This is a genomic window from Aliiruegeria haliotis (assembly GCF_003003255.1).
GTDB classification, from domain to species: domain Bacteria; phylum Pseudomonadota; class Alphaproteobacteria; order Rhodobacterales; family Rhodobacteraceae; genus Tropicimonas; species Tropicimonas haliotis.
This window is the reverse complement of the sequence record NZ_PVTD01000001.1, coordinates 959255-982341: the sequence shown is the minus strand read 5'-3', so window position 1 is coordinate 982341 and position 23087 is coordinate 959255. Positions and strand designations below refer to the sequence as shown.

Annotated in this window: 15 protein-coding genes; 12 read left to right on the top strand and 3 right to left on the bottom strand. The window is 62.8% G+C overall.

The genetic code is table 11. The annotated features are described in order from the left end of the window. Positions 1-28: 28 nt before the first annotated feature. The 3 genes from CLV78_RS04435 to CLV78_RS04425 all read left to right on the top strand — a co-directional run bounded on the left by CLV78_RS04435 (position 29) and on the right by CLV78_RS04425 (position 5851). A complete protein-coding gene (locus CLV78_RS04435) occupies positions 29-547 on the top strand; it encodes a TrmO family methyltransferase domain-containing protein (RefSeq protein WP_106203519.1) in 519 nt (172 codons plus the stop codon). Between the two features lie 874 nt (positions 548-1421). Beyond that, positions 1422-5204: a Hint domain-containing protein gene (locus CLV78_RS04430; RefSeq protein WP_106203518.1), complete on the top strand. Its 3783-nt coding sequence runs from the start codon at positions 1422-1424 to the stop codon at positions 5202-5204. A gap of 284 nt (positions 5205-5488) precedes the next feature. Further along, on the top strand, positions 5489-5851 hold the full coding sequence (locus CLV78_RS04425; protein ID WP_106203517.1) for a hypothetical protein: 363 nt from the start codon (positions 5489-5491) through the stop codon (positions 5849-5851). A 103-nt stretch (positions 5852-5954) separates the two neighbouring features. Here the strand turns inward: CLV78_RS04425 and CLV78_RS04420 are convergent, their stop codons facing one another. The 3 genes from CLV78_RS04420 to CLV78_RS04410 form a co-directional block, all read right to left on the bottom strand. Continuing rightward, on the bottom strand, positions 5955-8375 hold the full coding sequence (locus CLV78_RS04420; protein WP_106203516.1) for a GcvT family protein: 2421 nt from the start codon (positions 8373-8375) through the stop codon (positions 5955-5957). Positions 8376-8519: 144 nt separating this feature from the next. Continuing rightward, on the bottom strand, positions 8520-9269 hold the full coding sequence (locus CLV78_RS04415; RefSeq protein WP_106203515.1) for a PAS domain-containing protein: 750 nt from the start codon (positions 9267-9269) through the stop codon (positions 8520-8522). Between the two features lie 1393 nt (positions 9270-10662). Continuing rightward, the gene (locus tag CLV78_RS04410; protein ID WP_245924828.1) at positions 10663-12606 is read right to left on the bottom strand and encodes a DUF3604 domain-containing protein; all 1944 of its coding nucleotides are present in this window, start codon (positions 12604-12606) and stop codon (positions 10663-10665) included. A gap of 860 nt (positions 12607-13466) precedes the next feature. On the opposite strand from CLV78_RS04410, the gene CLV78_RS04405 reads away from it, so the two are divergent. The 9 genes from CLV78_RS04405 (at position 13467) to pstB (ending at position 23080) form a co-directional block, all read left to right on the top strand. After that, entirely contained in the window at positions 13467-14357 is an 891-nt protein-coding gene (locus CLV78_RS04405) for a YicC/YloC family endoribonuclease (RefSeq protein WP_106203514.1), read from the top strand. 8 nt (positions 14358-14365) lie between these two features. Beyond that, positions 14366-15010: a guanylate kinase gene (gene gmk / locus CLV78_RS04400; protein ID WP_106203769.1), complete on the top strand. Its 645-nt coding sequence runs from the start codon at positions 14366-14368 to the stop codon at positions 15008-15010. Continuing rightward, positions 15007-15525, top strand: coding sequence for a gamma carbonic anhydrase family protein (locus tag CLV78_RS04395; RefSeq protein WP_106203513.1), 519 nt, complete (start codon positions 15007-15009; stop codon positions 15523-15525). The genes gmk and CLV78_RS04395 overlap by 4 nt, the downstream gene beginning before the upstream one ends. Positions 15526-15622: 97 nt before the next feature. Further along, a complete protein-coding gene (locus tag CLV78_RS04390; RefSeq protein WP_106203512.1) occupies positions 15623-16825 on the top strand; it encodes a trans-sulfuration enzyme family protein in 1203 nt (400 codons plus the stop codon). Between the two features lie 108 nt (positions 16826-16933). Next, on the top strand, positions 16934-17989 hold the full coding sequence (locus CLV78_RS04385) for an ATP-binding protein (protein WP_106203511.1): 1056 nt from the start codon (positions 16934-16936) through the stop codon (positions 17987-17989). A 212-nt stretch (positions 17990-18201) separates the two neighbouring features. Then, positions 18202-19242, top strand: a complete 1041-nt coding sequence (locus CLV78_RS04380; RefSeq protein ID WP_106203510.1) for a substrate-binding domain-containing protein — start codon at positions 18202-18204, stop codon at positions 19240-19242. A 168-nt stretch (positions 19243-19410) separates the two neighbouring features. Beyond that, positions 19411-20901: a phosphate ABC transporter permease subunit PstC gene (gene pstC, locus CLV78_RS04375; RefSeq protein ID WP_106203509.1), complete on the top strand. Its 1491-nt coding sequence runs from the start codon at positions 19411-19413 to the stop codon at positions 20899-20901. After that, positions 20898-22265 carry a phosphate ABC transporter permease PstA gene (pstA, locus tag CLV78_RS04370; protein ID WP_106203508.1) on the top strand — a complete coding sequence of 456 codons (1368 nt, stop codon included), beginning with the start codon at positions 20898-20900 and terminating at the stop codon, positions 22263-22265. Before pstC ends, pstA begins: the two co-directional genes overlap by 4 nt. A 17-nt stretch (positions 22266-22282) precedes the next feature. Further along, positions 22283-23080 (top strand): phosphate ABC transporter ATP-binding protein PstB, encoded by a 798-nt coding sequence (gene pstB / locus CLV78_RS04365; RefSeq protein WP_106203507.1) that lies wholly within the window; start codon positions 22283-22285, stop codon positions 23078-23080. Positions 23081-23087 lie beyond the last annotated feature (7 nt).

The following is a 23087-nucleotide window of genomic DNA, read 5'->3' as shown; positions in this document are numbered from 1 at the left end:
GATTCGGGACCAGAGGCAGGAGACCCCCATGAGCGATGTGCACGGCGATATCCCTCCGATCCGCGAGGGCGAGAAACTGCTCGATTTCGACCCAGCGGAGTCTGGCGACGCCACGCTCGCCTTTATCGGGACAATCCGCACACCCTGGCGCCGCGGCGACTGCCCCAAGAACATCGGCAAAGCGCGCGAAGCTGGGCAGGGTGCGCGGATCGACCTTGCAAAGGGATATGCGGACGGTCTGACCGGGCTGCGGGTAGGCCAGCCTGTGATGCTGCTCTACTGGATGAACCAGGCGCGGCGCGACCTGATCCAGCAAATGCCCCGCCATGTGCAGGCGCCGCGCGGGACCTTCGCGCTGCGCTCCCCAAACCGTCCGAACCCGGTGGCCATGTCGGCCGTGACGATCACGTCCCTCGATCCGGCAGCCGGAATGATCGGGATCGACGCCATCGACTGCTTCGACATGACTCCGCTCATCGACATGAAGCCATGGTTGCCGAGTGTCGACACGCCGGCAGGGACCGAGCTTGTGACAGCACTCGCGTAGCTTTTGCTGATTCGGGTCTGTGCCGGGCAGATTCGGTCCGCGGTTCCGGACAATTTTCCGGGAATCTTCCGGATTGGTGCAGGATTGAGAACCGGAGTCGCGCCACATTTCTGCCATTTTCGGACAAGCGGTTAACGCGGGCCTGCGGAGACAGGCACCGCAGATTGTCCACGAAATCGAAACGAATTCGTCGGCGCTATCGATCTACCGATGGTCGCGCAATTTTCCCATTGTTAGCAATCGTTGATCCTCTGGAAAATTAACCCAGCGTAACTCTCTGCGCCGAAAGGTTCTCAAGTGGAAACAATGACCTGAGGGTATTTCGCAATCGTCGTTAACAAATCGGGCGCGATTGAGCGCTTCTGCCATGTCACCGCCCTTTTTCGAACAATTTTCGCTTCCTTGGATCGGTTTCGGCGCGGTATACCTGTTCTTGCCCAACTGGGGGGCGATGTCTGTGGGCCACGGGGGCGGCCGCACACAATGCCGTAACGCTGTTTGTTATGGATGAAGATATGGTGCGGCGCTCGTGCGAGTACGAGTGCGTTGGGTACGTTGCAACCCGCCGTCGAAACCGAAAGGTTTCGACGGACGCGGGTGCATGACGACCACCTTGTGGTCACCTCTTCTTCCCTCAGCTTCTGGCAAGGCGCGTGTGCGAGCCGCTTGGTGGTCGCGTCATTGCTCCTCGTGATCGAAACCGCTGCAGGGGATGCCGCCACATGGCAACCACAAGGACGACAGGATCCACGCTCACCGGCGCACGCCGGGGCTGGTCTCGTCTGCGGGCAATAGGTGCTGGGCAAGTGTTTTGTGAAACTAGTCCCGGGTCGGTTATGCCGCGGCCCCGCGGCGGACCCATTAGGAGGCGGCGATGATCAACGTACTTTTGACATTCGACGAGCTGGCAACAGGAGATGTCGTCACCGATCAATACCAGTCCAAGGGCGTGACGATTTCCTCCGGATCATCGGGAAAGCCGGTCATGGTGTTCGATACCGCCAATCCGACCGGCGGCGACGATGATCTGGCCACCGACAACCTCTGCAACGTGTTGATCATTTCCGAGGACGGCGACAGCTCCGATCCGGACGACAATTCCGGGGGTGGGAGCTTCCTCTTTGAATTCGACGAACCGTCGGACGTAAAAAGCCTTGATGTGCTGGATATCGAGGAGGCCGGCAAAGTCCTGTGCTACGACGCCGATGGCAATCTGCTCGGCGAGGTAGCGGTTCCCGTGACCGGCGACAATGGCCAGGCCTCGGTCGATATCGGCATCGAGGGGGTCTGCTCAATGGAGGTCGTGCTGTGCGGCTCCGGAGCCATTGATAACCTGTGCTACGACATCGATCTCGATGATCCCTGCGAGCCTTGCGACGACGACGGCGACGAGGGCTGTGGCCCTGACGGCTATGTTCAGGGCACCGACGACAACGACGTGATCGACATTGCCTATGCCGGCGACCCGCAGGGCGACCGGATCGACAACAACGATGCCATCCTGCCCGGCGAGGGTCCGCAGGACGATATCGTCCTTGCCGGCGCCGGTGACGACACCGTGTTGGGCGGAGAAGGCGACGACACGATCTACGGCGACAGCAATTTCGGCGAGAACAGCGCGGTCGAAATCACGCTGGTCTACGGCTACACGGTCTCTTACCCGAACGGCATTTTCGCCTATACGATCGATCCCGAAACCGGCGAGATCGGCAACCTTGAGGTGCTGACGGAGAGCATCTTCGATGTGCAGCCGCCCCATTCGTGGGACTACGACGTCGAACCCGGCTGCATCGTCGGGGTCGGGATCATCAGCCCGGACGGCACCTTCGTGTCGTCGGGCTATGGCGACAATGTCGATCTGAACTCCGATGGCGTGGAGCATACGAAGCTCTGGGAAATCGATCCCGACACCGGCGCGGTGACGGTCGCTTTCGAGGACATGTTCAACCAGGGGGATCAGGACTTCAACGACGTCCTGATCAAGGTGGACCTCGGCGAATCCGGCGCGCGGTTCGACAATGCCCATGTCGACTACGGCTCTACGCCGCCGATTGACGACAGCGCCGTAGGCGATGACACGCTCGACGGTGGTGCCGGTGACGACACGATCTTCGGTGAGGGGGGCGACGACACGATCACCGGCGGCGACGGCTCAGATACGGTGTATGGCGGGTCCGGCGATGACGTGATCGACACCTCCGGCAGCGCGCCCTGGACCGATCTGGACTTCCCCGGCTACGGCGTGCTTCCGGCCGTGCCGGGCGATGTCGATCCAAACAACGACAAGGACGTGGTCTATGCCGGTTCCGGTGACGACGTGGTTTCGACCGGCGACGATGCCGACTTTGTGGATGGCGGTGAAGGCGACGACATCATCGACGCCGGGATCGACGCGGACACCGTCCTCGGTGGCGATGGCGACGACACGATCATTGGTGGCGAAGGCTCCGACGAGATCAGTGGCGGCAAGGGCGACGACCTGATCTATGGTGGTCTGGGTCCGAACCCCGATCTCGATCCGCTGAACATCCCCGACGATGGCTCCAACCCGCTCGGCCCGGATCCGGTGCAGAACAACGGCATGGATGTCATCCACGGCGGTGACGGTGACGACGAGATCTACGGTCAGGACGACGACGACACGATCTACGGCGATGGCGGGGACGACCTGATCGATGGTGGGATCGACGAGGATACGCTCTACGGTGGCGACGGCGAAGATGTGCTGCTCGGGCGTCAAGGCGATGACACGCTCGATGGTGGGGCCGATACGGACCTGATCGCCGGCGGCGCGGGCGACGACACGATCGACGGCGGAACCGGCCGCGACCTGATCGGCGGCGGCAGCGGCGACGACAGCATCGACGGTGGCGCTGACGGCGACATCATCTTTGGCGGCGAAGGTGACGACATGATCGCTGGCGGTGAAGGCGACGACGTCATCGTTGGTGGCGAAGGAGGCGATCACCAGGACGGCGGCGATGGCGAGGACCTATTTGTCGATGTCGATTCCGGGGATCATGTGGACGGCGGCGACGGCCATGACACCATGGTTCTGTCCGGTCCCGCGATCATCGAATTCGACGACGCGACCAAGACATCCGGCACGGTGAACTTCCTCGATTTCGCCAGCGACGAGCCGGTCAGCCAGGCGACGTTCGAGAATGTCGAGGAAATCACCTACGTCATTCCGGAGCCCGATCCGGTTCCGCCTGCGCCAAGCCCGCGCAGCGTTCAGGATGTCCAGGATCCACCGATCGTTCCGACTCCCGGCGTGGTCGACGGCACCAATGGCGACGACGCCATGGACGGTACTTTCGTCGATGTAGACGGCGACCAGATCGATGACGGATCGTCACTGCCGGGGCTCGGTGGAAATGACGATGTTGTGCTCGGCTACGAGGGGCGGGACACGATCCAGTCCGGCATCGGCAACGACTTTGTCTTTGGTGGAGCCGGGGACGATACGATCGAAGGCGGCTCCGGGAACGACTTGCTGGTCGGCGAGGAGGGCAACGATGCGATCATCGGCGAGGACGGCGATGACGAACTTCGCGGCGAACTGGGCGACGACAGGCTTGATGGCGGTATCGGCGATGACACGATTGTCGGCGGGCTCGGCAACGACACCCTGATTGGCGGTGCCGGCAATGACGTGATCGCTGGCGGTGATGCCGACGCGCCCGATGACATCAACACCGACCCGGGCGATGACATCATCGAAGCCGGGGAGGGCAGTGACGTTGTCTTTGGCGATGCCGGAAACGATCAGATCGACCTGGGGAGTGATGACGATATCGACGTCGCGTTCGGTGGAGCCGATCAGGACACCTTCACCGGTGTCGGGCCGGCCAGTACGCCGAACCCCTTCGGCATCACCGGCGACATCATCCGCGGCGGTGAGTCGGGCAACGATTTCGATACGATCGACCTGTCGGGATACGGCGGACCGCTGAAGGTCAACTGGACCGGCGACGACCCCAGCACGGAATCCGGCACGATCACCTTCTTCGATGCGCCGGGTGGAAACGTCATCGGGGAGGCCGAGTTCTCGGAAATCGAGAGCATCATTCCGTGCTTCACGCCGGGAACCCGCATCGCGACGCCGCGCGGCGAGAAGCCGGTGGAGGAGTTGTGTGTTGGCGACAAGATCATAACCCGCGACAACGGGATTCAGGAGATCCGCTGGTACGGCCAGAAGAACCTCGATCACGGCAAGCTGGCGCAGGTTCCGCACCTGCAACCCGTCCTGATCAAGGCCGGTTCGTTGGGCGACGGTCTGCCGGAGCGGGACATGATGGTGTCACCGAACCACCGCATGCTGGTCGCCAACGACCGAACCTCGCTCTATTTCGAGGAGCATGAGGTCCTGGTCGCGGCCAAGCACCTTGTGGATCACAAGTCCATCCTGCGCCTGAACGCGCTGAATACGACCTACATCCACTTCATGTTCGACCAGCACGAGGTCGTTCTGGCCGACGGCGCCTGGACGGAGAGTTTCCAGCCCGGCGACTACACGCTGAACGGTATCGGCAATGCGCAGCGACTGGAGATCCTGGAGATCTTCCCGGAGCTGAACACCCGCGAGGGGCTCGGGAACTACGTTGCCGCCCGTCGCACGCTCAAGAGCCACGAGGCGGTGTTGCTGGCGCAATAGGAATGCAGCCCGGGTGGGGGCACCCGGTGGGGGGGCGAAAGGGGGAGCGGACGCGCTCCCCCTTTTTTTGTGAAGCCGGAAACGGATGCGGCGGTGACCGGATTTTTCATTTTTTTGTCAATGAGTCCGGTGGGCTACACTTCGTTGGTTCTGAATCGAAGGGTGCCAAATATGACTCACCCTGTGGATAAATGCAGCCAGATCCGGCCCTGCGATGCCAACCCGGAATCCGACCCGCTAAGGTCGACCTACACGGCCCGAGAACAGAGGCTGACGAGGCAGGCATGGCAGCAGAATTCACCCCGACCGCAGCGCGGCCGGCAGATGGCACGGCTCCGCAAGGTCCCTGTGTGACCCTTCCGGTCGGAGTGTTCATCGATACCGACAAGGGCCGGATTCCGGTCGAACGGCTCCGTCCGGGGGACAGGATGCACCTCGCCGGGCAGGGCGCCATGGCTGCCGTGCACTGGCTCTCCATCGGTCCGCGTGGACAGGGCGGGCGACTCGTACGGGTCATGCTTGGGACCGGCGACCGGAGGCACGCGCCCGCGGGGATCGTGCAGGCTGGCCGGGTGTCACCCGAGGATGGTCGCCTCTACCTTAACCCAACACCGCCGAAGCAGGCCGGGGCCCGTCGGTTCCACTGATACGCCTGCTTGGCGCACAGGGGGCGGGCGTCCTGCTCGCCGTCCGTCCCCGGCGTGCCGGTGCTCTTATGGCGGCTGCCTTGCAACGCCACCCGTACAGATCTCAGCCGCGCATTCTTGCGCCGTCCCCGTCGAACAGCGGTTGTGAGTAGAGTGTTGCCGGGCGCATGTCGCCCAGGATCTCGATCTCGACCCTGAGGCCGTCCTCGATCCTTTCTGTCGGCACGAATCCGATTGCGATGGATTTATTGGCATAGTGGGAAAACCCGCCGGACGTGCAGAAGCCGACCACCTCTCCGTCGAGCCAGATCGGCTCGTAGGCCACCACGTCGGCGTTGATGGCCTCGACGAGGAAGGTGCACAGGCGCCGCTTCGGCCCGGAGGCCCGCTCGGCCTCTGCCGCCGCGCGGCCGATGAAATCGTCCGGCTTCTTCCAGGAAATGAAGCGATCCAACCCGGTTTCAGCCGCTGTGTAGTCGGGGGAGAACTCGCGCAGCCATGAGCCAAACCCCTTGTCCAGCCGCAGCGACATCATTGCCCGCATCCCGAAGGGCCGCAGGCCAAGGTCGCTGCCGGCCACTGTCAGGCGATGCCACAGGTGGCGCTGGCTCTCCGGCGCGGTGAAGATCTCGTAGCCTAGGTCCCCGGTGTAGGAGACACGCTGCACGATGCAATCCGCCATTCCGATCGTCATGCGTTTCACATCCATGAAGCGGAATGCCTCTGCCGAAACATCCGTTCGTGTGACACGGCTCAGCAGCTCCCGCGCGTTCGGCCCGGCGATCTGAAATCCCGTGCGGCGGTCGGAGACATTGCGGATTCGCACCCCGCTCTGGCTTTCCAGATGCTGTTCGAACCAGCGCAGGTGATAGTCTTGGCTGCCATAGGAAGCGGTGAGCTGGAAATCGCCCTCCGCAAGGCAGGACACGGTGAAATCGCCGACAAGACGACCGGATGGCTCCAGCATCGGTGTCAGCGACAGCCGCCCGGGCGTTGGAATACGCCCCGCCATGATCCGGTTCAGCCAGGCGCGGGCATTCGGCCCGGTCACCCGGAACTTGCCGAAGTTTTGGGTCTCGTTGATGCCCACCGCCTCGCGGACGGCCATGACCTCCTGCCGGACGGCTTCCCAGGCGTTGGAACGTCGGAAGGTCGGTGTTTCGTAGGGCGCATCCCCGGGCAGGGCAAAGTAGTTGACCACCTCAAGCCCGTATTGCTGACCGAAGACCGCGTTCATGCCCTTGAAGATGTCGTACATCTGCGTCGTGCGGAAGGGGCGCGCGGCAGGGAGTTCCTCGTTCGGGAAACTGACGGAAAACCGGTTCTGGTAATTCTCGATCACCTTGGGAACGGTGTAGCCCGGCGTCGTCCACTTGCCGTAGCGGGCAACGTCGAGCGCGAAGGTGTTCTGGTCCGGCTGGCCGTCGATCATCCATTGCGCGAGGGTCAGCCCGACGCCGCCACCCTGGCTGAATCCGGCCATCACCGCGCAGGCGGACCAGTAGTTGCGCAACCCCGGCACCGGGCCGACCAATGGATTGCCATCTGGTGCGAAAGTGAAGGGTCCGTGGATCACCGATTTCACACCGGCGCGCTCCAGAACCGGAAAGCGGCGGTAGGCGAAGGCGATGCTGTCCTCGATCTTTTCGAACTGGTCGTTCAGCAACTCGTGGCCGAAATCCCAGGGTGTGCCATCGACCGACCAGGCCTCGCATGGCTGTTCGTAGAACCCGATGCAGAGCCCGCGCCCTTCCTGCCGAAGATAGCTTTCGCCGCCCGGATCAATAACGTGCGGGAACTCCTTGTCCCGGTTGTAAATTTCCGGGATGTCGTCGGTCACGATATACTGGTGCGCCATGGGCAGAAGTGGCAGGTAGACCCCCGCCATCGCCCCGATCTCCCGCGCCCAGAGACCGCCGGCATTGACCACGTGTTCGGCGTGGATCGTGCCCTTGTCCGTGACAACGTCCCAACTGCCATCGGGGCGGGGATTGGTCTCTCGGACCATGCAATGGGTTTCGATCGCGGCGCCCGCCATGCGGGCGGCCCGGGCGTAGGCATGCGTGGTGCCCGAAGGGTCGAGGTGCCCGTCGAGCGGGTCGTAGAGGCCGCCGACGATGCCCTCGATGTTCACCAACTCGGCGCGGTCCCGGATCTCGGTCGGGCTCAGGATCTCGGTGTGCAATCCCATGTAGCGGTGCTTTGCCCGTTCCGCCTTCAGCATGTCGAACCGTTCCTGGGTATCCGCGAGCGTGATGCCGCCGACATGGTGCAGGCCGCAGGACATGCCTGTGATCTCTTCCAACTCCTTGTAAAGCCCGATGGTATAGCCCTGAAGCGCTGCCATGTTGGTGTCGCCGTTGAGGGTGTGAAAGCCGCCCGCGGCGTGCCAGGTGGATCCGCTTGTCAGCTCCGAACGCTCCAGCAGGAGCACGTCTGACCAGCCGAGCTTGGTCAGGTGGTAGAGGACGGAACAACCAACGACGCCGCCACCGATGATACAGACCTGGGTTGTTGATTTCATGGGGGCCTCCGGACCTTTTCCCCAACCCTCTGGCGCGGGCACATGCCGGGCATGGTCAAAGGCGACCTTCCATGTCGGAAACAGGCGTCGGGTGGCGGGAGGCCGGCTCGCGGCCCAGCCGACCTTCGACGCGGGCTGGGCGGCTCACTCGTCGGATTTCACGAGGTAAAGGCGCGGCCGCTCTCCATCCGCCACGCGGGGCGGGCGGGCGTCCTTCGCGGGCGGTGTATAGCCCGTCGCATGTTCCGCGAATCCTGGGATGGAGGTGGGGGGCTTCGCGGCAGGGGGCGGTGGTGGCGGCAGATCCCAGCCCTCGCCATCGCCCCGGACCGTGTTCGGCGTGGTCAGCAGCGGCTTGATCTCCCGATCGACGACGTCGAAGCGTCGCGGCGTGCGCCCGACCGGGCCGAGCGTGGCAAGGCACCCGAGGATACGGCTGACCTCTCCCATATCGCTTTTCAGCGGGAGCAGGAGCATCTGTGCCTCCAGCGGAGGTTTACCGATCCCGCGGTCGCCTTTCAGCCGGAATCGGGCAATGGCGGGCTCCGTGAACACGAGGTCCAGCGCCTCGCCCACGTGCTGGCGGGCATCGGGCAAGAAGAAGGACGTGAGCGGCATGCCCCGCACCTCCATGCCCAGCAACTGGTTCAGGTGCATCCCGGCAAGCCGAAAGCGCGCCACCGTCGGGGCAAGGCGCTCCAGAACGAAGGCGTAGCGGAGGTTGGTGCCGATCTGGCGCGGCTGGATGTCCGCGCGCGACGGCACCAGCCGATTGCCGCGAAGCGACCGCCAGTAGGTCTCAAGCTCGGTCATGATCGGGAACTCGCGCGGCGCACCGGCGGTCCCGCACATGGAGATCACCTTGTTCTTGTCCATGAAGCCATCGTCGGTCATCGTCCGATCCTCGCGACAGCGGCGCTCGTCGTTTTTGGCGCCGACCCCTGTGGGTGTTCATTGATCAAGGGTCAGTTAACCCAAGACATCACAATGATTACCCAAGTGTTAACAAGTTGAGATCGTGTTCGCACTGACCAAATGAACAAATGGTTAATGAGTTCAGTGATCTAGCGTTGTACGCCGACCTTTCTCAGTTCCCGACGAACATCTGGTGGTCTTCGCATCGTGGAGGAAAACCAAGCAGTTTTCCGGGGAACCATTCCAAGTCTGACCGACATAGTCGTCCACTCTCTTGGGCTGCCCAACCGCTCTCAATATCAACAGGACGGAGAGCTCGAAGGGTTCGGCGTCTCAGTGACCACGAAAGGCACGAAGCCGTTCTCTGTGCAGTGTCAAAGCGCAATGAAAGGCCGCAAAACCCGAAAAAGGTTCGGTCGACATGGGGACGTCAACTCCCGAAAGGTACGGGATCACGCCAAGGAGACGCTGGCGAAGGTTCCCCTCGGCGCCATCCTCCCCGTCGATCACACCATGACGTTCGCCGACCGGTACGTCGCATATCAAGAGCAACACCTGACACGTAGAACAGCGAGCCCGCAGCGGGCGGATGCCAACGTCTGGAAGAACCGCATACCAAACAAGGTCCAGGCAATGGCGGCAGAGAACACACACGCCGTCAGTCCTTTATCATTCTGGAGAAGTTCGAGAAGTAGGCTCAGTGTGCCCTTGCCAAGCCGATCGACAGCTTGCGAAGAGGAATGCTCCATTTTGGCCAGTGTATGGCTAGGTCAGCCAAGGCGCATTCCAAGGAGCCCCGAAGCTCGAATAGCCTTCGTCGCGAGACCGCGTTCTGACAAAAAGGGAGGTGTTCCGGATCTGGAACTGCCGGCATTTTTATCCTTCCGGTCTGGTGGGATAGTCTGCTAGCTGCTTGTTGAGGTCGAAGATGACACGATCGATCTACCCGCCAATCGCAAAATGGCCGACGCTTCAACTCCGACAAGGCTCTCTCCCAGACTCGGTTGATCTCGGCAACGGCTCATCGTCGTCAAGTGTGCCCGAGCAACGGCGAGGATGGTCGTACCCAACGTTCGCTTTGTTCCAGACCACGGGTCACCCGGTGGACAGTCCGATAGCTCCCAAATCCATCGACGAGGTTCGCTCCCTTGGCGATGCTGCCGTTCGGCATATCCGGCATCTCGCATGCACAGCGTACTTCTGACGATCCCGCCGGACGCTATTGCTTGCACATGGGCAGATGGCGCCCAACGGTTCTCGGAACCACTCTGATCGCCCTCTGTTGTTGGCTGAAAGGCCGCGAGATGCGGCCAAACTGTTTGGCGCAACTGGGTCGCTATGCTTGGCCGAGGTCAAGGGAGAGCGAAACAGCCTATCCTTCTGGCGTGTACCAAATCGGCGAAGAGTAGGCGCGTTCCTGATGAATGAGCTGGGCTTCCGGCGGCAGCTCGATCCCGAACCTGATCTTGTCATAAACGACCCAGCGTGGCGTCGGGATTTCGAGGACACGCACGTAGTAGAAGGCGCGTTCGCTGGGATCGAAATCCGGATCGGTCCAGGCCGTCAGCAGTTCCGAGGCGCCGATCGAGTTTTTCCAGCTGGCGGTTTCGAGATCCACCGTATTGCCAACATCCGGTAGCTTGCCATTTTCGTCAGGCTCGCGATCGCCGGACCAGGCAACGTCATAGACCTTTTCATGCAACTCGCCTTCTGCATCCATCCAGCCCTTCACGACTTGGACCCGATCCAGATTGGCGCCGATCGGGTCGCGCAGCGCCGCGATCAGGAAGCTGGGTGCCACATCGCCCTCGCGTGGTCGCAGATCACCGCCCATAGGGACGCCCTTGGTATATCCGGCCTCAGCGGGGGATCGGGTGAATGTATCTTCTTCGGTGAAGCTCCAGCCCCCGAAGAAGCGCAGCCCGATCCGGGGACCGGTCGTCGCATAGGTCTCGCGGCGCTTGAAGGCGTCGAAGATCGAGGCGCGGGTGTTCTCCTCCGCCCAGACTGCCGTGTATCCGGAGGCAACCATCAAGTGGCCGGGAATTTCCCCCAGGTCGCTTTTGATGAACGGGTGCTCGATGCGCGTGGGCGACGGTTCTACGCTGACCGATTTGTTAAAGAAGTTCTCCTCTTCGGCCGTGGTCAGACCCGTATGACTGTCGGTGGCCCCGCCCATGCCGAACTTATACGGATTCGTTCCGAATTTCGCCTCAAGAGCAAGTCCCTGCTTCAGCGCTTCGCGCGCATACTCGCCTTTCAGCATGTCTTCCGTTTTCAGTTCGGTAAGGTCGAGGTTGCCCACATCCCAGTTTTCGTAATCGGCGAATTCGTCATCTGGGCTCAGGAACGGGTGGGCCTCTCCGTCCCCCTTGATCTGGGTGACCTCGTAGTGTGGCTCCCACTTGGCGCGTTTCTCGACATAGTCCTGATCAACCGTTCCGCCGTGGTAGGTCCCTTCGGTAGGAAACAGCCAGCCATTGGACAGGTTTCCGTTATGTGAGAACGCAACGGCTCGTCCACCGGTCTTTTCCTGGTAGGTCTCCAGCCAATCGTAGAGATCCAGCGGATTCGTGCTGCCCATCGGAGGTTGCGTAACAGGAGGCACCATTTGCAGCGCCCGAACCCCGCCATCGCGCAACATGACATTGCGGTGCAGGTTGAAGCCCTTCGGCACCGAGGTCCATTCGAAACCGATAAATGCAGTGAACCGACCGGGATCGTTGTGAGCGTCGGCCGCGTTCACGATCTTTTCCCAAGTGAAGGCAAACGCATCGGCACCCGGACTGTAAGCGTCGACGATTGCCTCGGGCAGGGTCATTTGGGAGAAGTTGGTAATCAGGTCAAACGCGGATTTCCCTGCGGCTTCACCACCTGCGTTATACCCTTCATACCATTCCAGGCCTTTTGGATCGGCAAGGATCTCGGGCTTGCCTGCCTGCAAGTCTGGTGCAAATCCCATCAAGTCGGTGTGGTCGGTCAGGACCATCCAGTCCAAAGGACGGCTGAGCCGCACGGGTTGCCCGGTCGAGGAAGTTATCTGTTCGCCCTTGGCAAAGCGCCAGGCATCGTCTGGTCCAAGGATATTGCCGAAGGCGCCGGCATCCAGAGACAAGCCTGTATGCAAGTGCGTTTCGCCCCAAAGTGGTTTTTCAGGATAACTGCGATTTGCATATGGCGAGAAAGGCTTGTCGGGGAATGTGCCCTCTGCGGCCTCCTCTGACGGAACCACCTGTGCCAAGACGGCTCCGCTGAAAAGCGCAACTGCCGACAGGGACGTCGCCAGCATCAGATATCTGTTCGACATGGCTTTCATGTGACCTTCCTCGCGATCTGGAAACCTTCCCGGGACCTTAGCAGAAACCTCGGATAAAGCGACAACAAGGTCTTGCGATACCAATGGGACCCCTGATCGAACCCTGGAAGGGCTTTGCAACGCCCGTCACGGGCGCTCTGGTCGCGTCTCGTGTGCCTTGCCGTGGTGATGAGTGGGAAGAGACGTTGCACTCGGGGCGAGTTTTGGAAGTGTGCGAACAGCTGCCGCTTGTGCGGCGCGCAGTATGGGTTGCCCGGGGCTCATCGCAGCCGATCTTTTCCATTCACCCTGAATGGCTGCTTCCGTTTCCGGCAGGATACTGAACGAGCGAGGCGCAACTGCAGTGCCAAGGGAAGCCTTGCGCAGATAGCGCTCCAAAAGAATGGCACCCTGCCAGGCTGACTTCACACGCGACCGCCTAGTTTTTTTGGGGGGGGGGTAACTGCATTTGGTCGGAGCTTTCATTTGGACAACCTGCCTCTCTCCGGGCACAATCTGGGTAGCCCGCAGCTGTCCGCAGGGTGCAGCGGTGCAACCGGGCACCCTTGGCACCCGCCAACCCAAAGATCCAATAGTGCAAGTTATGCTGGTCGCCTGTTGCAGTCACATGACCTTTGTCCAGGTAGGGCGCGGCAAACCGCCGTCATGACTTCACAAAACTCCAGAAGCCGTCCTTGTGACCTCTTGTGTTCCCGGGTTATCACTTTCCCGGGACGGAATTTTGAGTGTTCGTCCGGAGGCGGGGTGTTCCGCTTGGGGTTGATAGTCAATGACTTAGGGGGCGACAACGACGTGCCCAAGGTTTACCCAAGTATAAATTGGGCACAGGTCTTCTGGCTTGGGGAGGAAGAACGAACTCCATGGTTAACTCGATGACCGGCTTTGCCGCCGGAACCGGACAGGGGCTGGAACACTCCTGGAGCTGGGAATTGCGCAGCCTGAATTCCAAGGGGCTGGATCTGCGCCTGCGGGTGCCCGACTGGGTCGAGGGGCTGGAGGCGGCGCTGCGGGCGCGGCTGGCAAAGGTCGTGAAACGCGGCAGCATCGCGCTCAACCTGCGGCTGTCCCGGGACAGCGGAGAGGCGGCCGGCGAGATTGACGCGGCGATGCTGGACCGGGCGCTGGCACAGATCGCGGAGGTGAGCCGTGCCGCGGAGGGGCAGGGGGTTTCGCTCCGGCAGCCCAGCGCCGGCGAGGTGCTGGCGATGCGTGGCGTGCTTGCACAGGCGCAGCAGACCACCGATACCACGGCTTTGCGCTCCATGTTGCTCGCGGATTTCGAGGCCGTCCTGTCGGATTTTCTCGACACCCGGGTGAAGGAGGGGCATGCCTTGGCCGACGTGCTGCACCGGCAGGTCGACGAGATTGACCGGCTGACACTGGATGCCGAGACCCGGTTGCCCGAACGCGCCGAGAAAGCGCGCGCGGCGCTCCGCAATGCATTGGCACGGGTCGTCGAAAACACCGACGGCGCCGATCCTGACCGGGTGGCACAGGAGCTTGCCGTTCTCGCGGTGAAATCCGACGTGACCGAGGAGATCGACCGCCTGCGCACGCATGTCCGGGCCGCGCGGGACCTGTTGGGAGCCGAAGGGCCGATCGGGCGCAAGCTCGACTTCCTGACGCAGGAGTTCAATCGCGAGGCGAACACGCTCTGTTCCAAGTCGCAGGATGTCGCGCTGACCGGGATCGGACTTGACCTCAAGGCGAGCATCGACCAGATGCGCGAACAGGTCCAGAATGTGGAGTAAGCGCAATGCTGGCTGAACGCCGTGGCCTTCTGATCATCCTGTCCTCGCCGTCCGGTGCCGGTAAGTCGACGCTGGCGCATCGGTTGATGGACTGGGATGCGAGCCTGTCTTTCTCGGTCTCCGCCACCACGCGGGCACCGCGAGAGGGAGAGCAGGACGGGGTGGACTACCACTTCCTCCAGATTCCTGACTTCAAGGAAATGGTGACCGAGGGGCGGATGCTCGAACATGCCCACGTTTTCGGCAACTTCTACGGCTCGCCTCAGGGGCCCGTGGAAGAGGCCATCGAGTCCGGGCGCGATGTCCTCTTTGATGTCGACTGGCAGGGCGCGCAGCAGATCCGGAACTCCGACCTCGGCAAGCACACGCTTTCGATCTTCATTCTTCCCCCGTCGATCACGGAGCTGCGGCGGCGTCTGGTCAGTCGCGGCAAGGACGCCCCGGAGGTGATCGCCAAGCGGATGCAGAAAAGCTGGGACGAGATCAGCCATTGGGGCAGCTACGACTATGTCCTGATCAACGATGACCTCGACGCGACATTCGCCCGGTTGCAGACCATCGTGACGGCGGAGCGGATGCGCCGGCCGCAGCAACCGCGGTTGCAGGACCATGTTCGGGGGCTTCAGGCAGAGTTCGAGGAGAGCAACGAATGATCTATGCGCTGGATGGTATCGCACCCGAGATCGACGCAAGCGCCTGGGTGGCGCCGGATGCGAGCGTGATCGGCAAGATCGCAGTCGAGGCCGATGTCGGGATTTGGTTCGGGGCACAGCTTCGCGGCGACAACGAACTGATCCGCGTCGGTGTGGGCAGCAACGTGCAGGAAAATGCGGTGCTGCACACGGACATGGGCTTTCCGCTCACCATCGGTCGGAACTGTACCATCGGTCACAAGGCGATGCTGCATGGCTGCACGATTGGCGACCAGACCCTCATTGGCATGGGCGCGACGGTCCTGAACGGGGCGAAGATCGGCAACAATTGCCTGATCGGCGCCTGTGCGCTGATCACCGAGGGCAAGGAGATCCCGGACAATTCGCTGGTCATGGGGGCACCGGGCAAGGTGGTCCGTCAACTTGACGAGAAGGCGATCCAGGGGTTGCTCGCTTCGGCGTTGAACTACCAGGAGAATGCGCGGCGCTTCGCGGCCGGATTGCGCGAGGTGTAGGCCAGCCCGGGTGTTCCCGGGACCGACGCCCGGTCCCGATCTTGCATGACATGTGACACCCGGGGCGAGCCGCTGCCGGGCAGGGATGGAGACGCCGATGGCGGATCGACGAAATGACGCGGATGCGGAAATCGTTCGCAGGGTTGAATGGCCGGAGGGCGTGAGCCGTCCGGTGGCAACGCCGATGCAGCCGTCGGTCGTCTACGCGGCAGAAAGCCCGGACGCGCTTGATGCGCAATACGAAGGCCGCGCAGAGGGCTATACCTATGCGCGCGAGGGCCATCCGAACGCTGATGTGCTGGCACGGAAAATCGACCAGTTGGAGGGGCTTCCCGGTGGGCTGGTGACCGGGTCCGGTATGGCCGCCATCGGCGCAGTGTTCCTTGGGATGCTGAAAAGCGGCGACCATGTGACCGGCGGCGACCAGCTCTACGGCCGGTCGATGCGTTTGTTGCAGGACGACCTTCCGCGCCAGGGGATCGCGACCAGCTTTGTTGATTGCGGCGATGAGGATGCGGTCGCGGCGGCGCTGCGGCCAGAGACGCGGATGATCCTTCTGGAGGTCGTGTCCAATCCGACGCTGCGGGTGGCCGATATCGAGGGGATCGCGCGACTGGCACGGGCGCGCGGCGTGTGCCTGGTCATCGACAACACCTTCACCACCCCGAGGGGATTTCAGGCCTTTGACTGGGGCGCGGACATCGTCATCCACTCGGTGACAAAGCTGCTCGCGGGCCATTCCGACGCCACGCTTGGATATGTGAATGCGCGCGATGCCGCCACGCAGGAGGCGATCCGGGTGGCGGCCGCGACCTGGGGCTTCACGCCCAGCCCGTTCGATTGCTGGATCGCGGAGCGCGGGCTCTACACCTTTCCGTTGCGCTACGACAGGGCGGAGGCCACGGCGGCCGCACTGGCAGATCACCTCGCGTCCCTCGATGGCGTTCGGCGGGTGCTCTATCCCGGGCGGGCCGATCACCCCGATCAGGCCCGGGCGGCGACGCTGCTGCGGGGGCGGTTCGGCAATATGGTCAGCTTCGAGCTCGACGGGGGGCGCGCGGCGGCCAATGCGCTGGTGCGGGCAATGCCGGCGGTGCCCTTCGCGCCGACGCTCGGGGATATCGGCACCACACTCAGCCATCCCGCGACCTCGTCGCATCGTGCGCTCACACCCGAACAGCGGGCGGCGCTCGGGATGTCGGAGGGGTTCTTCCGGGTGTCGGTTGGGTGCGAGGAGCCGGAGAGGTTGCTGGCGGAGTTCTCTGCCGGGGTGGCTGCGGCCGCAGGGGCAGGGGGCTAGCGGGCGGACGAACGCCCGGGTCCCCACGGAGCTGAACCTTCGGGATCCGGGACTTGCACCGGGAAGATAACCCTGCACGATGGCCGCGACTCCAGACCGGACCCTTTCATGACTGTCGAGCCCACTTCCGCTTTGCTGGCTGCCGTGCCGATGCCCATCGTTCTGATCGGGTCGGACAAGCGTATCCATGCGCTAAATGCCGGCGCCGAGGAGCTTTTTGGCGCCTCGGCGATCGGACGGCACTACATCACCGTCCTGCGGCAGCCCGCGCTCCTGAATGCGATCGAGGAAGCCCACAGCCGCCGGGTGGACAGCCACGCCAGGTATCTCGACACCAACATGGTCCGCGAGGCGGTCTATCGTGTGCTGGCCCGGCCACTGGCCCCGGATCCGGACGGATCGGTCAAGGTGCTTGTGTCGTTTCAGGATGTGACAGATCTGGAACAGGCCGGACAGATGCGGCGCGACTTCGTGGCCAATGTCAGCCATGAGTTGAAGACACCGCTGACCGCGCTTTCGGGATTTATCGAAACGTTGCGCGGGGCGGCGCGGGACGACCCTGCAGCGCGGGAACGGTTCCTCGCGATCATGGAGCGGGAGGCGGGGCGGATGAACCGGCTGGTCAGCGACCTGCTGTCGCTCAGCCGTGTGGAATCGGCGGAACGGCAGCGCCCGACTGGTCAGGTCGACATGGCCGCGCTTGTCGACTCCACGCTCGTGACATTGCGGGCATTGTCGCAGGCGGACGTCATGGAGTTCGAGGTCGAGCGTATCAACGAAGGGCCCTTCGTCGTCTCGGGCGATGCCGACCAACTTCAGCAGGTCGTCACCAACCTCGTGGAGAATGCGATCAAATACGGGGCCGATGGCGGCAAGGTCGCGATCCGTCTGGAACACAAGACTCGCGAACTCGCCATCCGTGGGCCGGGGATCAAGCTGGAGATCGAAGACTACGGGGAGGGGTTCGATCCGATCCATATCCCGCGCCTCACCGAGCGGTTCTACCGGGTCGATGGCCACCGGTCGCGGGAGATGGGCGGAACGGGGCTGGGGCTGGCCATCGTCAAACACATCATCAACCGGCATCGCGGTCGATTGAAGATCGATTCGGAGCCGGGACAGGGCGCGCGTTTCACGGTTCTGCTTCCCGCCGCCGGGCCCTGAAGGTCCGCGTTCGGTTCGCTGCGCCAGCGGCTGGCGGCTGCCTTGCCGCAGAGCCTATTCCGTCGCGTCACGTACCGGATTCCGGGCGTCTCGGCAGTCCGTGTCATGGAACTGTTACACAGGTGTCACAAAAGGCAAACGTGAGAGGTCTATCACGCCCTCAAGGTCGTCGGAGAGCGGCGGCCCACAAAACCACTGCTTGGAGAAATCCTATGTCTCTCGTGAAGCTGACCGCCTCTGCCCTGGCGATCGCTGCCGTTTCGGCCACCGCCGCCGCCGCCCGCGATAACGTCCAGATCGCCGGCTCCTCGACCGTCCTTCCCTATGCTTCGATCGTCGCCGAAGCCTTCGGCGAGAACTTCGACTTCCCGACCCCGGTCGTTGAATCCGGCGGGTCCTCCGCTGGCCTGAAGCGCTTCTGCGAAGGTGTGGGTGAAAACACCATCGACATCGCCAACGCGTCGCGCGCCATCCGCGAGAAGGAAATCCAGGCCTGCGCCGAGGCCGGTGTGAAGGACATCATCGAGGTTCGGATCGGCTATGACGGGATCGTCTTTGCCTCCCAGCTTGACGGCCCGGCCTTCACCGCGCTGGAAGCCTCCGACGTCTTCAACGCCCTGAGCGACAAGGTCCTCAAGGACGGCGAGATCGTCGACAATCCCTACGCCAAGTGGTCTGATTTCAACGCCGATCTGCCGGATGTGGAGATCGTTGCCTTCCCTCCGGGCACCAAGCACGGAACCCGTGAAGTGTTCGAGGACAAGGTCGTTCTGGTCGGGTGCGAGCAGACCGGTGCTTTCGAAAAGTTCATGGAGGCCAACGGTGGCGACAAGAAAGCTGCCGAGAAGGCCTGCATCTCGCTGCGGACCGACGGCAAGGCGGTCGATATCGACGGCGACTACACCGAGACTCTCGCCCGTATCGACGCCAACCCGAACGGTGTCGGCATCTTCGGCCTGGCCTTCTACGAGAACAACACCGACAAGCTGAAGGTCGCCACGATGGGCGGTGTCGTTCCGACCACCGAATCGATCTCCACCGGCGAATACCCGGTGTCGCGCCCGCTGTACTTCTACATCAAGAAGGCCCACATCGGCGTCATCCCCGGCCTGAAGGAATATGCGTCCTTCTTCGTGGCCGACGAGATCGCCGGCCCGGACGGCCCGCTGGCCGCCTACGGCCTGGTGGCCGACCCGGAACTGGCCGCGACCCAGTCCGCTGTCGATGCCGAGGCGGTGATGGGCGGCATGTAATCTGCCCGGGCTCGCGCCTTTGGGGAGGGTGGCTTCGCGCTGCCCTCCCTTTCTGCCGAGAGGATTTTCGCGCCCCGCCTCGTCACCGGAAACGTGATGGTCGGGGCCGTCGCTGACAGGGCCACACCGGCCTGCCCAGCGAAAACACTTGATCGAAGAGGTTGCCCGATGCCGGTGCTCTGGATCGTCCTTGTCGTCCTCGGACTCGGACTGATCGGCTATTTTGCCGGGCGCATGCGCGCACTCGGCACCGCCGGAGGTGACACCCGTCGGCTCCATTCGCTCCCGTCCTACTACGGTTGGCATGCGCTCATGCTGACCGTCGTGCCATCGCTGCTGGTGCTTGCCGCCTGGCTGCTGGTGGCGCCGAACTGGATCGAGAACACCGTGTCCGCGACACTCCCGGAGGCGACGATTGCCGAAAGCGGCAGCCGTGGACTCGCGATGGCGGAGGTGCGTCGCGCCGCGGGCGCGCTCGACAGGGCGGTCAAGCAGGGAACGATGGACGAAGCCACGGTCGCAACGCTCCATTCCGGCGTGGCAGACCTCGCCGACGTGACCGCGCGCCTGAAGGAAACCGGTGCGATCATCACCAGCGACATCACTGTGTCGGTCCTGCGGGCTGCGCAGGAATACCGTTTGATGGCAAAGGCGTCCGGTGCATACATGACCTTCGCCGTGCTGCTTCTCGCCGCGGCGGGGCTGGTTCTCGCCCTGAAACGGACCAACAAGGACTTCCGGGCGCGAAACGTGGTCGAAAGCGGGATTCGCGTGATCCTGATCCTCGCCTCCACAATCGCGATCCTCACCACCATCGGCATCGTTCTGTCGATGCTGTTCGAAACCGGCAATTTCTTCGAAAGATACCCCTGGCAGAAGTTCTTCTTCGGGACCAAGTGGGCGCCGGACTTCCGCGGTGACAGCGAACTTGGCATGCTGCCACTGCTCTGGGGCACGCTCTACATCTCGGTCGTGGCGCTGCTGGTGGCGGTCCCGATCGGGCTGTTCGCCGCGATCTACCTGTCGGAATACGCCGGGCCGAAGCTGCGCGCGGTGGCCAAACCGATGATCGAGATCCTCGCCGGCATCCCTACAATCGTCTACGGCCTCTTCGCGCTGATGACTGTCGGGCCGATGGTCCGGGACTGGATTGCCCAGCCACTGGGGCTCGGGAACTCCACCAATTCCGTGATGACCGCCGGGTTGGTCATGGGGGTCATGCTGATCCCCTTCGTTTCGTCGCTGTCCGACGACATCATCAATGCCGTGCCGCAGTCGATGCGGGATGGCTCCTTCGGCCTTGGCGCCACGCAGTCGGAGACCGTCAAGCAGGTCGTCCTGCCCGCGGCCCTTCCGGGCATTGTCGGGGCCGTTTTGCTGGCCGCCTCGCGCGCCATCGGGGAAACCATGATCGTCGTCATGGGGGCAGGGGCCGCGGCCGCGCAATTCGCGGACGGGCCGGGGGCGGTAATCAACCCATTCGAGGCGATGACCACGGTCACCGTGAAGATCGTCTCGCAGTTGACCGGCGACACCGATTTCGCCAGCCCGGAGACCCTTGTCGCATTCGCCCTGGGTCTCACACTCTTTGTCATCACGCTGGGGCTCAACGTTCTGGCGCTCTTCATCGTGCGCAAGTATCGGGAGCAGTACGAATGACCGACGCCTCCGCAAACACACCGGCCACACCACGGCCGGGCAAGCATGCGGGTTCGCTGCTGGAGCAGAACGCCCGGACACTCCGCCGCAACGCCGCCGAACGCCGCTTTCGCGCCTATGGCCTCAGCGCAATCGTCATCGGCGTTACCGCGCTCGTGGTGTTGCTTGCCTCGATCCTGAGCCAAGGCCTGCCGGCCTTCCAGCAGACCTTCATCACGCTCGAAGTCCATCTCGACGAGGCGAAACTGGACAAGAATGGCAACCGCGATATCGAAGAGATAAAGAAGGTCTCCACGTTCGGCTATGCGCCGCTGATCAAGACCGCGCTTTCGACCCGGGCCGGGGAGCTCGGCATCTCGTCCGAGGACCTCGGTGTGTCTGACAAGGAAATCGCGGCGATGATCTCCAAGGAGGCGGCCGCAGAGCTGCGCCGGTTCGTGATCGCCAACCCCGACAGGATCGGCGAAACAGTGGAGTTCGAGTTCCTCGCCACGGGCCGGATCGACGGCTACTACAAGGGCCGGGTGACCATGGAGAGCGCGGAGAAAGACAGCAATATCAGCCCCGGCCAGCTTCAGTTCGCCGATGCGCTCAAGGAGGGCGGGGCGCTGAGCACCCATTTCAACTGGGGCTTCTTCACCATGGCCGACGGCTCGGAAAACCGCCCGGAAGCGGCGGGGATCGGCGTGGCCATGCTGGGCTCGCTCTACATGATGATCATCGTCCTCGTTCTGGCCTTGCCGATCGGAGTTGCGGCATCGATCTACCTTGAGGAGTTCGCCCCGAAGAACTGGTTCACGGACCTGATCGAGGTGAATATCTCCAACCTCGCCGCGGTGCCGTCCATCGTCTTCGGCATCCTCGGCCTCGCGATCTTCATCAACTACGCCGGGTTGCCGCAATCGGCGCCCATCGTCGGCGGGCTGGTGCTGACGCTGATGACCCTGCCGACAATCATCATCGCCACCCGCGCGTCGCTCAAATCCGTGCCGCCGAGCATTCGGGATGCCGCCCTCGGGGTCGGTGCCTCAAGGATGCAATCGGTTTTCCACCACGTTCTGCCGCTGGCGATGCCCGGGATCCTGACCGGGACCATCATCGGCCTTGCGCAGGCGCTCGGAGAAACCGCGCCGCTGATGCTGATCGGCATGGTGGCCTTTGTCCGCGAGTTTCCCGCCGCGCCGCCGGAAGGGTTCTTCGATCCTGCCTCCGCGTTGCCGGTGCAGGTCTACAACTGGACAACCCGCGCCGATCCTGCCTTCGTGGAGCGGGCCTCGGGTGCGATCATCGTGCTGCTGGCATTCCTGCTGTGCATGAACTTTCTCGCCATCATCCTTCGCCGCCGCTTCGAGCGTCGCTGGTAAGAAGAGGGAAGACCCAAATGAATGACATGCGACCCCTGGAGCGTATCGTGGACACAGACACCGTGAAGATCTCTGCCCGGAATGTTCAAGTCCACTACGGAGAGACCCACGCGATCAAGGATGTGGACGTCGATCTTGAAGCCAACACGGTGACGGCCTTCATCGGCCCGTCGGGCTGTGGCAAGTCCAGCTTCCTGCGCTGCCTGAACCGGATGAATGACACGATCGACATCTGCCGGGTGCAGGGTGACATCCTGCTCGACGGCGAGGATATCTATGACAAGCGCGTCGATCCGGTGCAATTGCGGGCAAAGGTCGGGATGGTGTTCCAGAAGCCGAACCCGTTCCCGAAGTCGATCTATGACAATATCGCCTATGGTCCGCGCATCCATGGCCTTGCGAGGAACAAGTCGGAACTGGATGAAATCGTGGAGAAATCACTGCGTCGCGGTGCGATCTGGGACGAGGTGAAAGACCGTCTCGACGCACCCGGCACCGGCCTGTCCGGTGGGCAGCAGCAACGCCTGTGCATCGCTCGCGCCGTGGCCACCGAGCCGGAAGTCCTGCTGATGGACGAGCCCTGTTCCGCGCTGGATCCCATTGCGACCGCCCAGGTCGAGGAGCTGATCGACGAGCTGCGCCAGAACTTCTCCGTCGTCATCGTCACGCATTCCATGCAGCAGGCCGCACGGGTCAGCCAGAAGACCGCATTTTTTCACCTTGGCCATCTCGTGGAACACGGGGAGACGGGCGAGATTTTCACCAATCCGAGGGACCCGCGCACCGAGAGCTACATCACGGGCCGGATCGGGTAAGGGAGAG

Coding starts and splice junctions, on each gene's coding strand:
- CLV78_RS04435 (WP_106203519.1), top strand. CDS start 29: ATGAGCGATGTGCACGGCGATATCCCTCCGATCCGCGAGGGCGAGAAA.
- CLV78_RS04430 (WP_106203518.1), top strand. CDS start 1,422: ATGATCAACGTACTTTTGACATTCGACGAGCTGGCAACAGGAGATGTC.
- CLV78_RS04425 (WP_106203517.1), top strand. CDS start 5,489: ATGGCAGCAGAATTCACCCCGACCGCAGCGCGGCCGGCAGATGGCACG.
- CLV78_RS04420 (WP_106203516.1), bottom strand. CDS start 8,375: ATGAAATCAACAACCCAGGTCTGTATCATCGGTGGCGGCGTCGTTGGT.
- CLV78_RS04415 (WP_106203515.1), bottom strand. CDS start 9,269: ATGACCGACGATGGCTTCATGGACAAGAACAAGGTGATCTCCATGTGC.
- CLV78_RS04410 (WP_245924828.1), bottom strand. CDS start 12,606: ATGAAAGCCATGTCGAACAGATATCTGATGCTGGCGACGTCCCTGTCG.
- CLV78_RS04405 (WP_106203514.1), top strand. CDS start 13,467: ATGGTTAACTCGATGACCGGCTTTGCCGCCGGAACCGGACAGGGGCTG.
- CLV78_RS04395 (WP_106203513.1), top strand. CDS start 15,007: ATGATCTATGCGCTGGATGGTATCGCACCCGAGATCGACGCAAGCGCC.
- CLV78_RS04390 (WP_106203512.1), top strand. CDS start 15,623: ATGGCGGATCGACGAAATGACGCGGATGCGGAAATCGTTCGCAGGGTT.
- CLV78_RS04385 (WP_106203511.1), top strand. CDS start 16,934: ATGACTGTCGAGCCCACTTCCGCTTTGCTGGCTGCCGTGCCGATGCCC.
- CLV78_RS04380 (WP_106203510.1), top strand. CDS start 18,202: ATGTCTCTCGTGAAGCTGACCGCCTCTGCCCTGGCGATCGCTGCCGTT.
- pstC (WP_106203509.1), top strand. CDS start 19,411: ATGCCGGTGCTCTGGATCGTCCTTGTCGTCCTCGGACTCGGACTGATC.
- pstA (WP_106203508.1), top strand. CDS start 20,898: ATGACCGACGCCTCCGCAAACACACCGGCCACACCACGGCCGGGCAAG.
- pstB (WP_106203507.1), top strand. CDS start 22,283: ATGAATGACATGCGACCCCTGGAGCGTATCGTGGACACAGACACCGTG.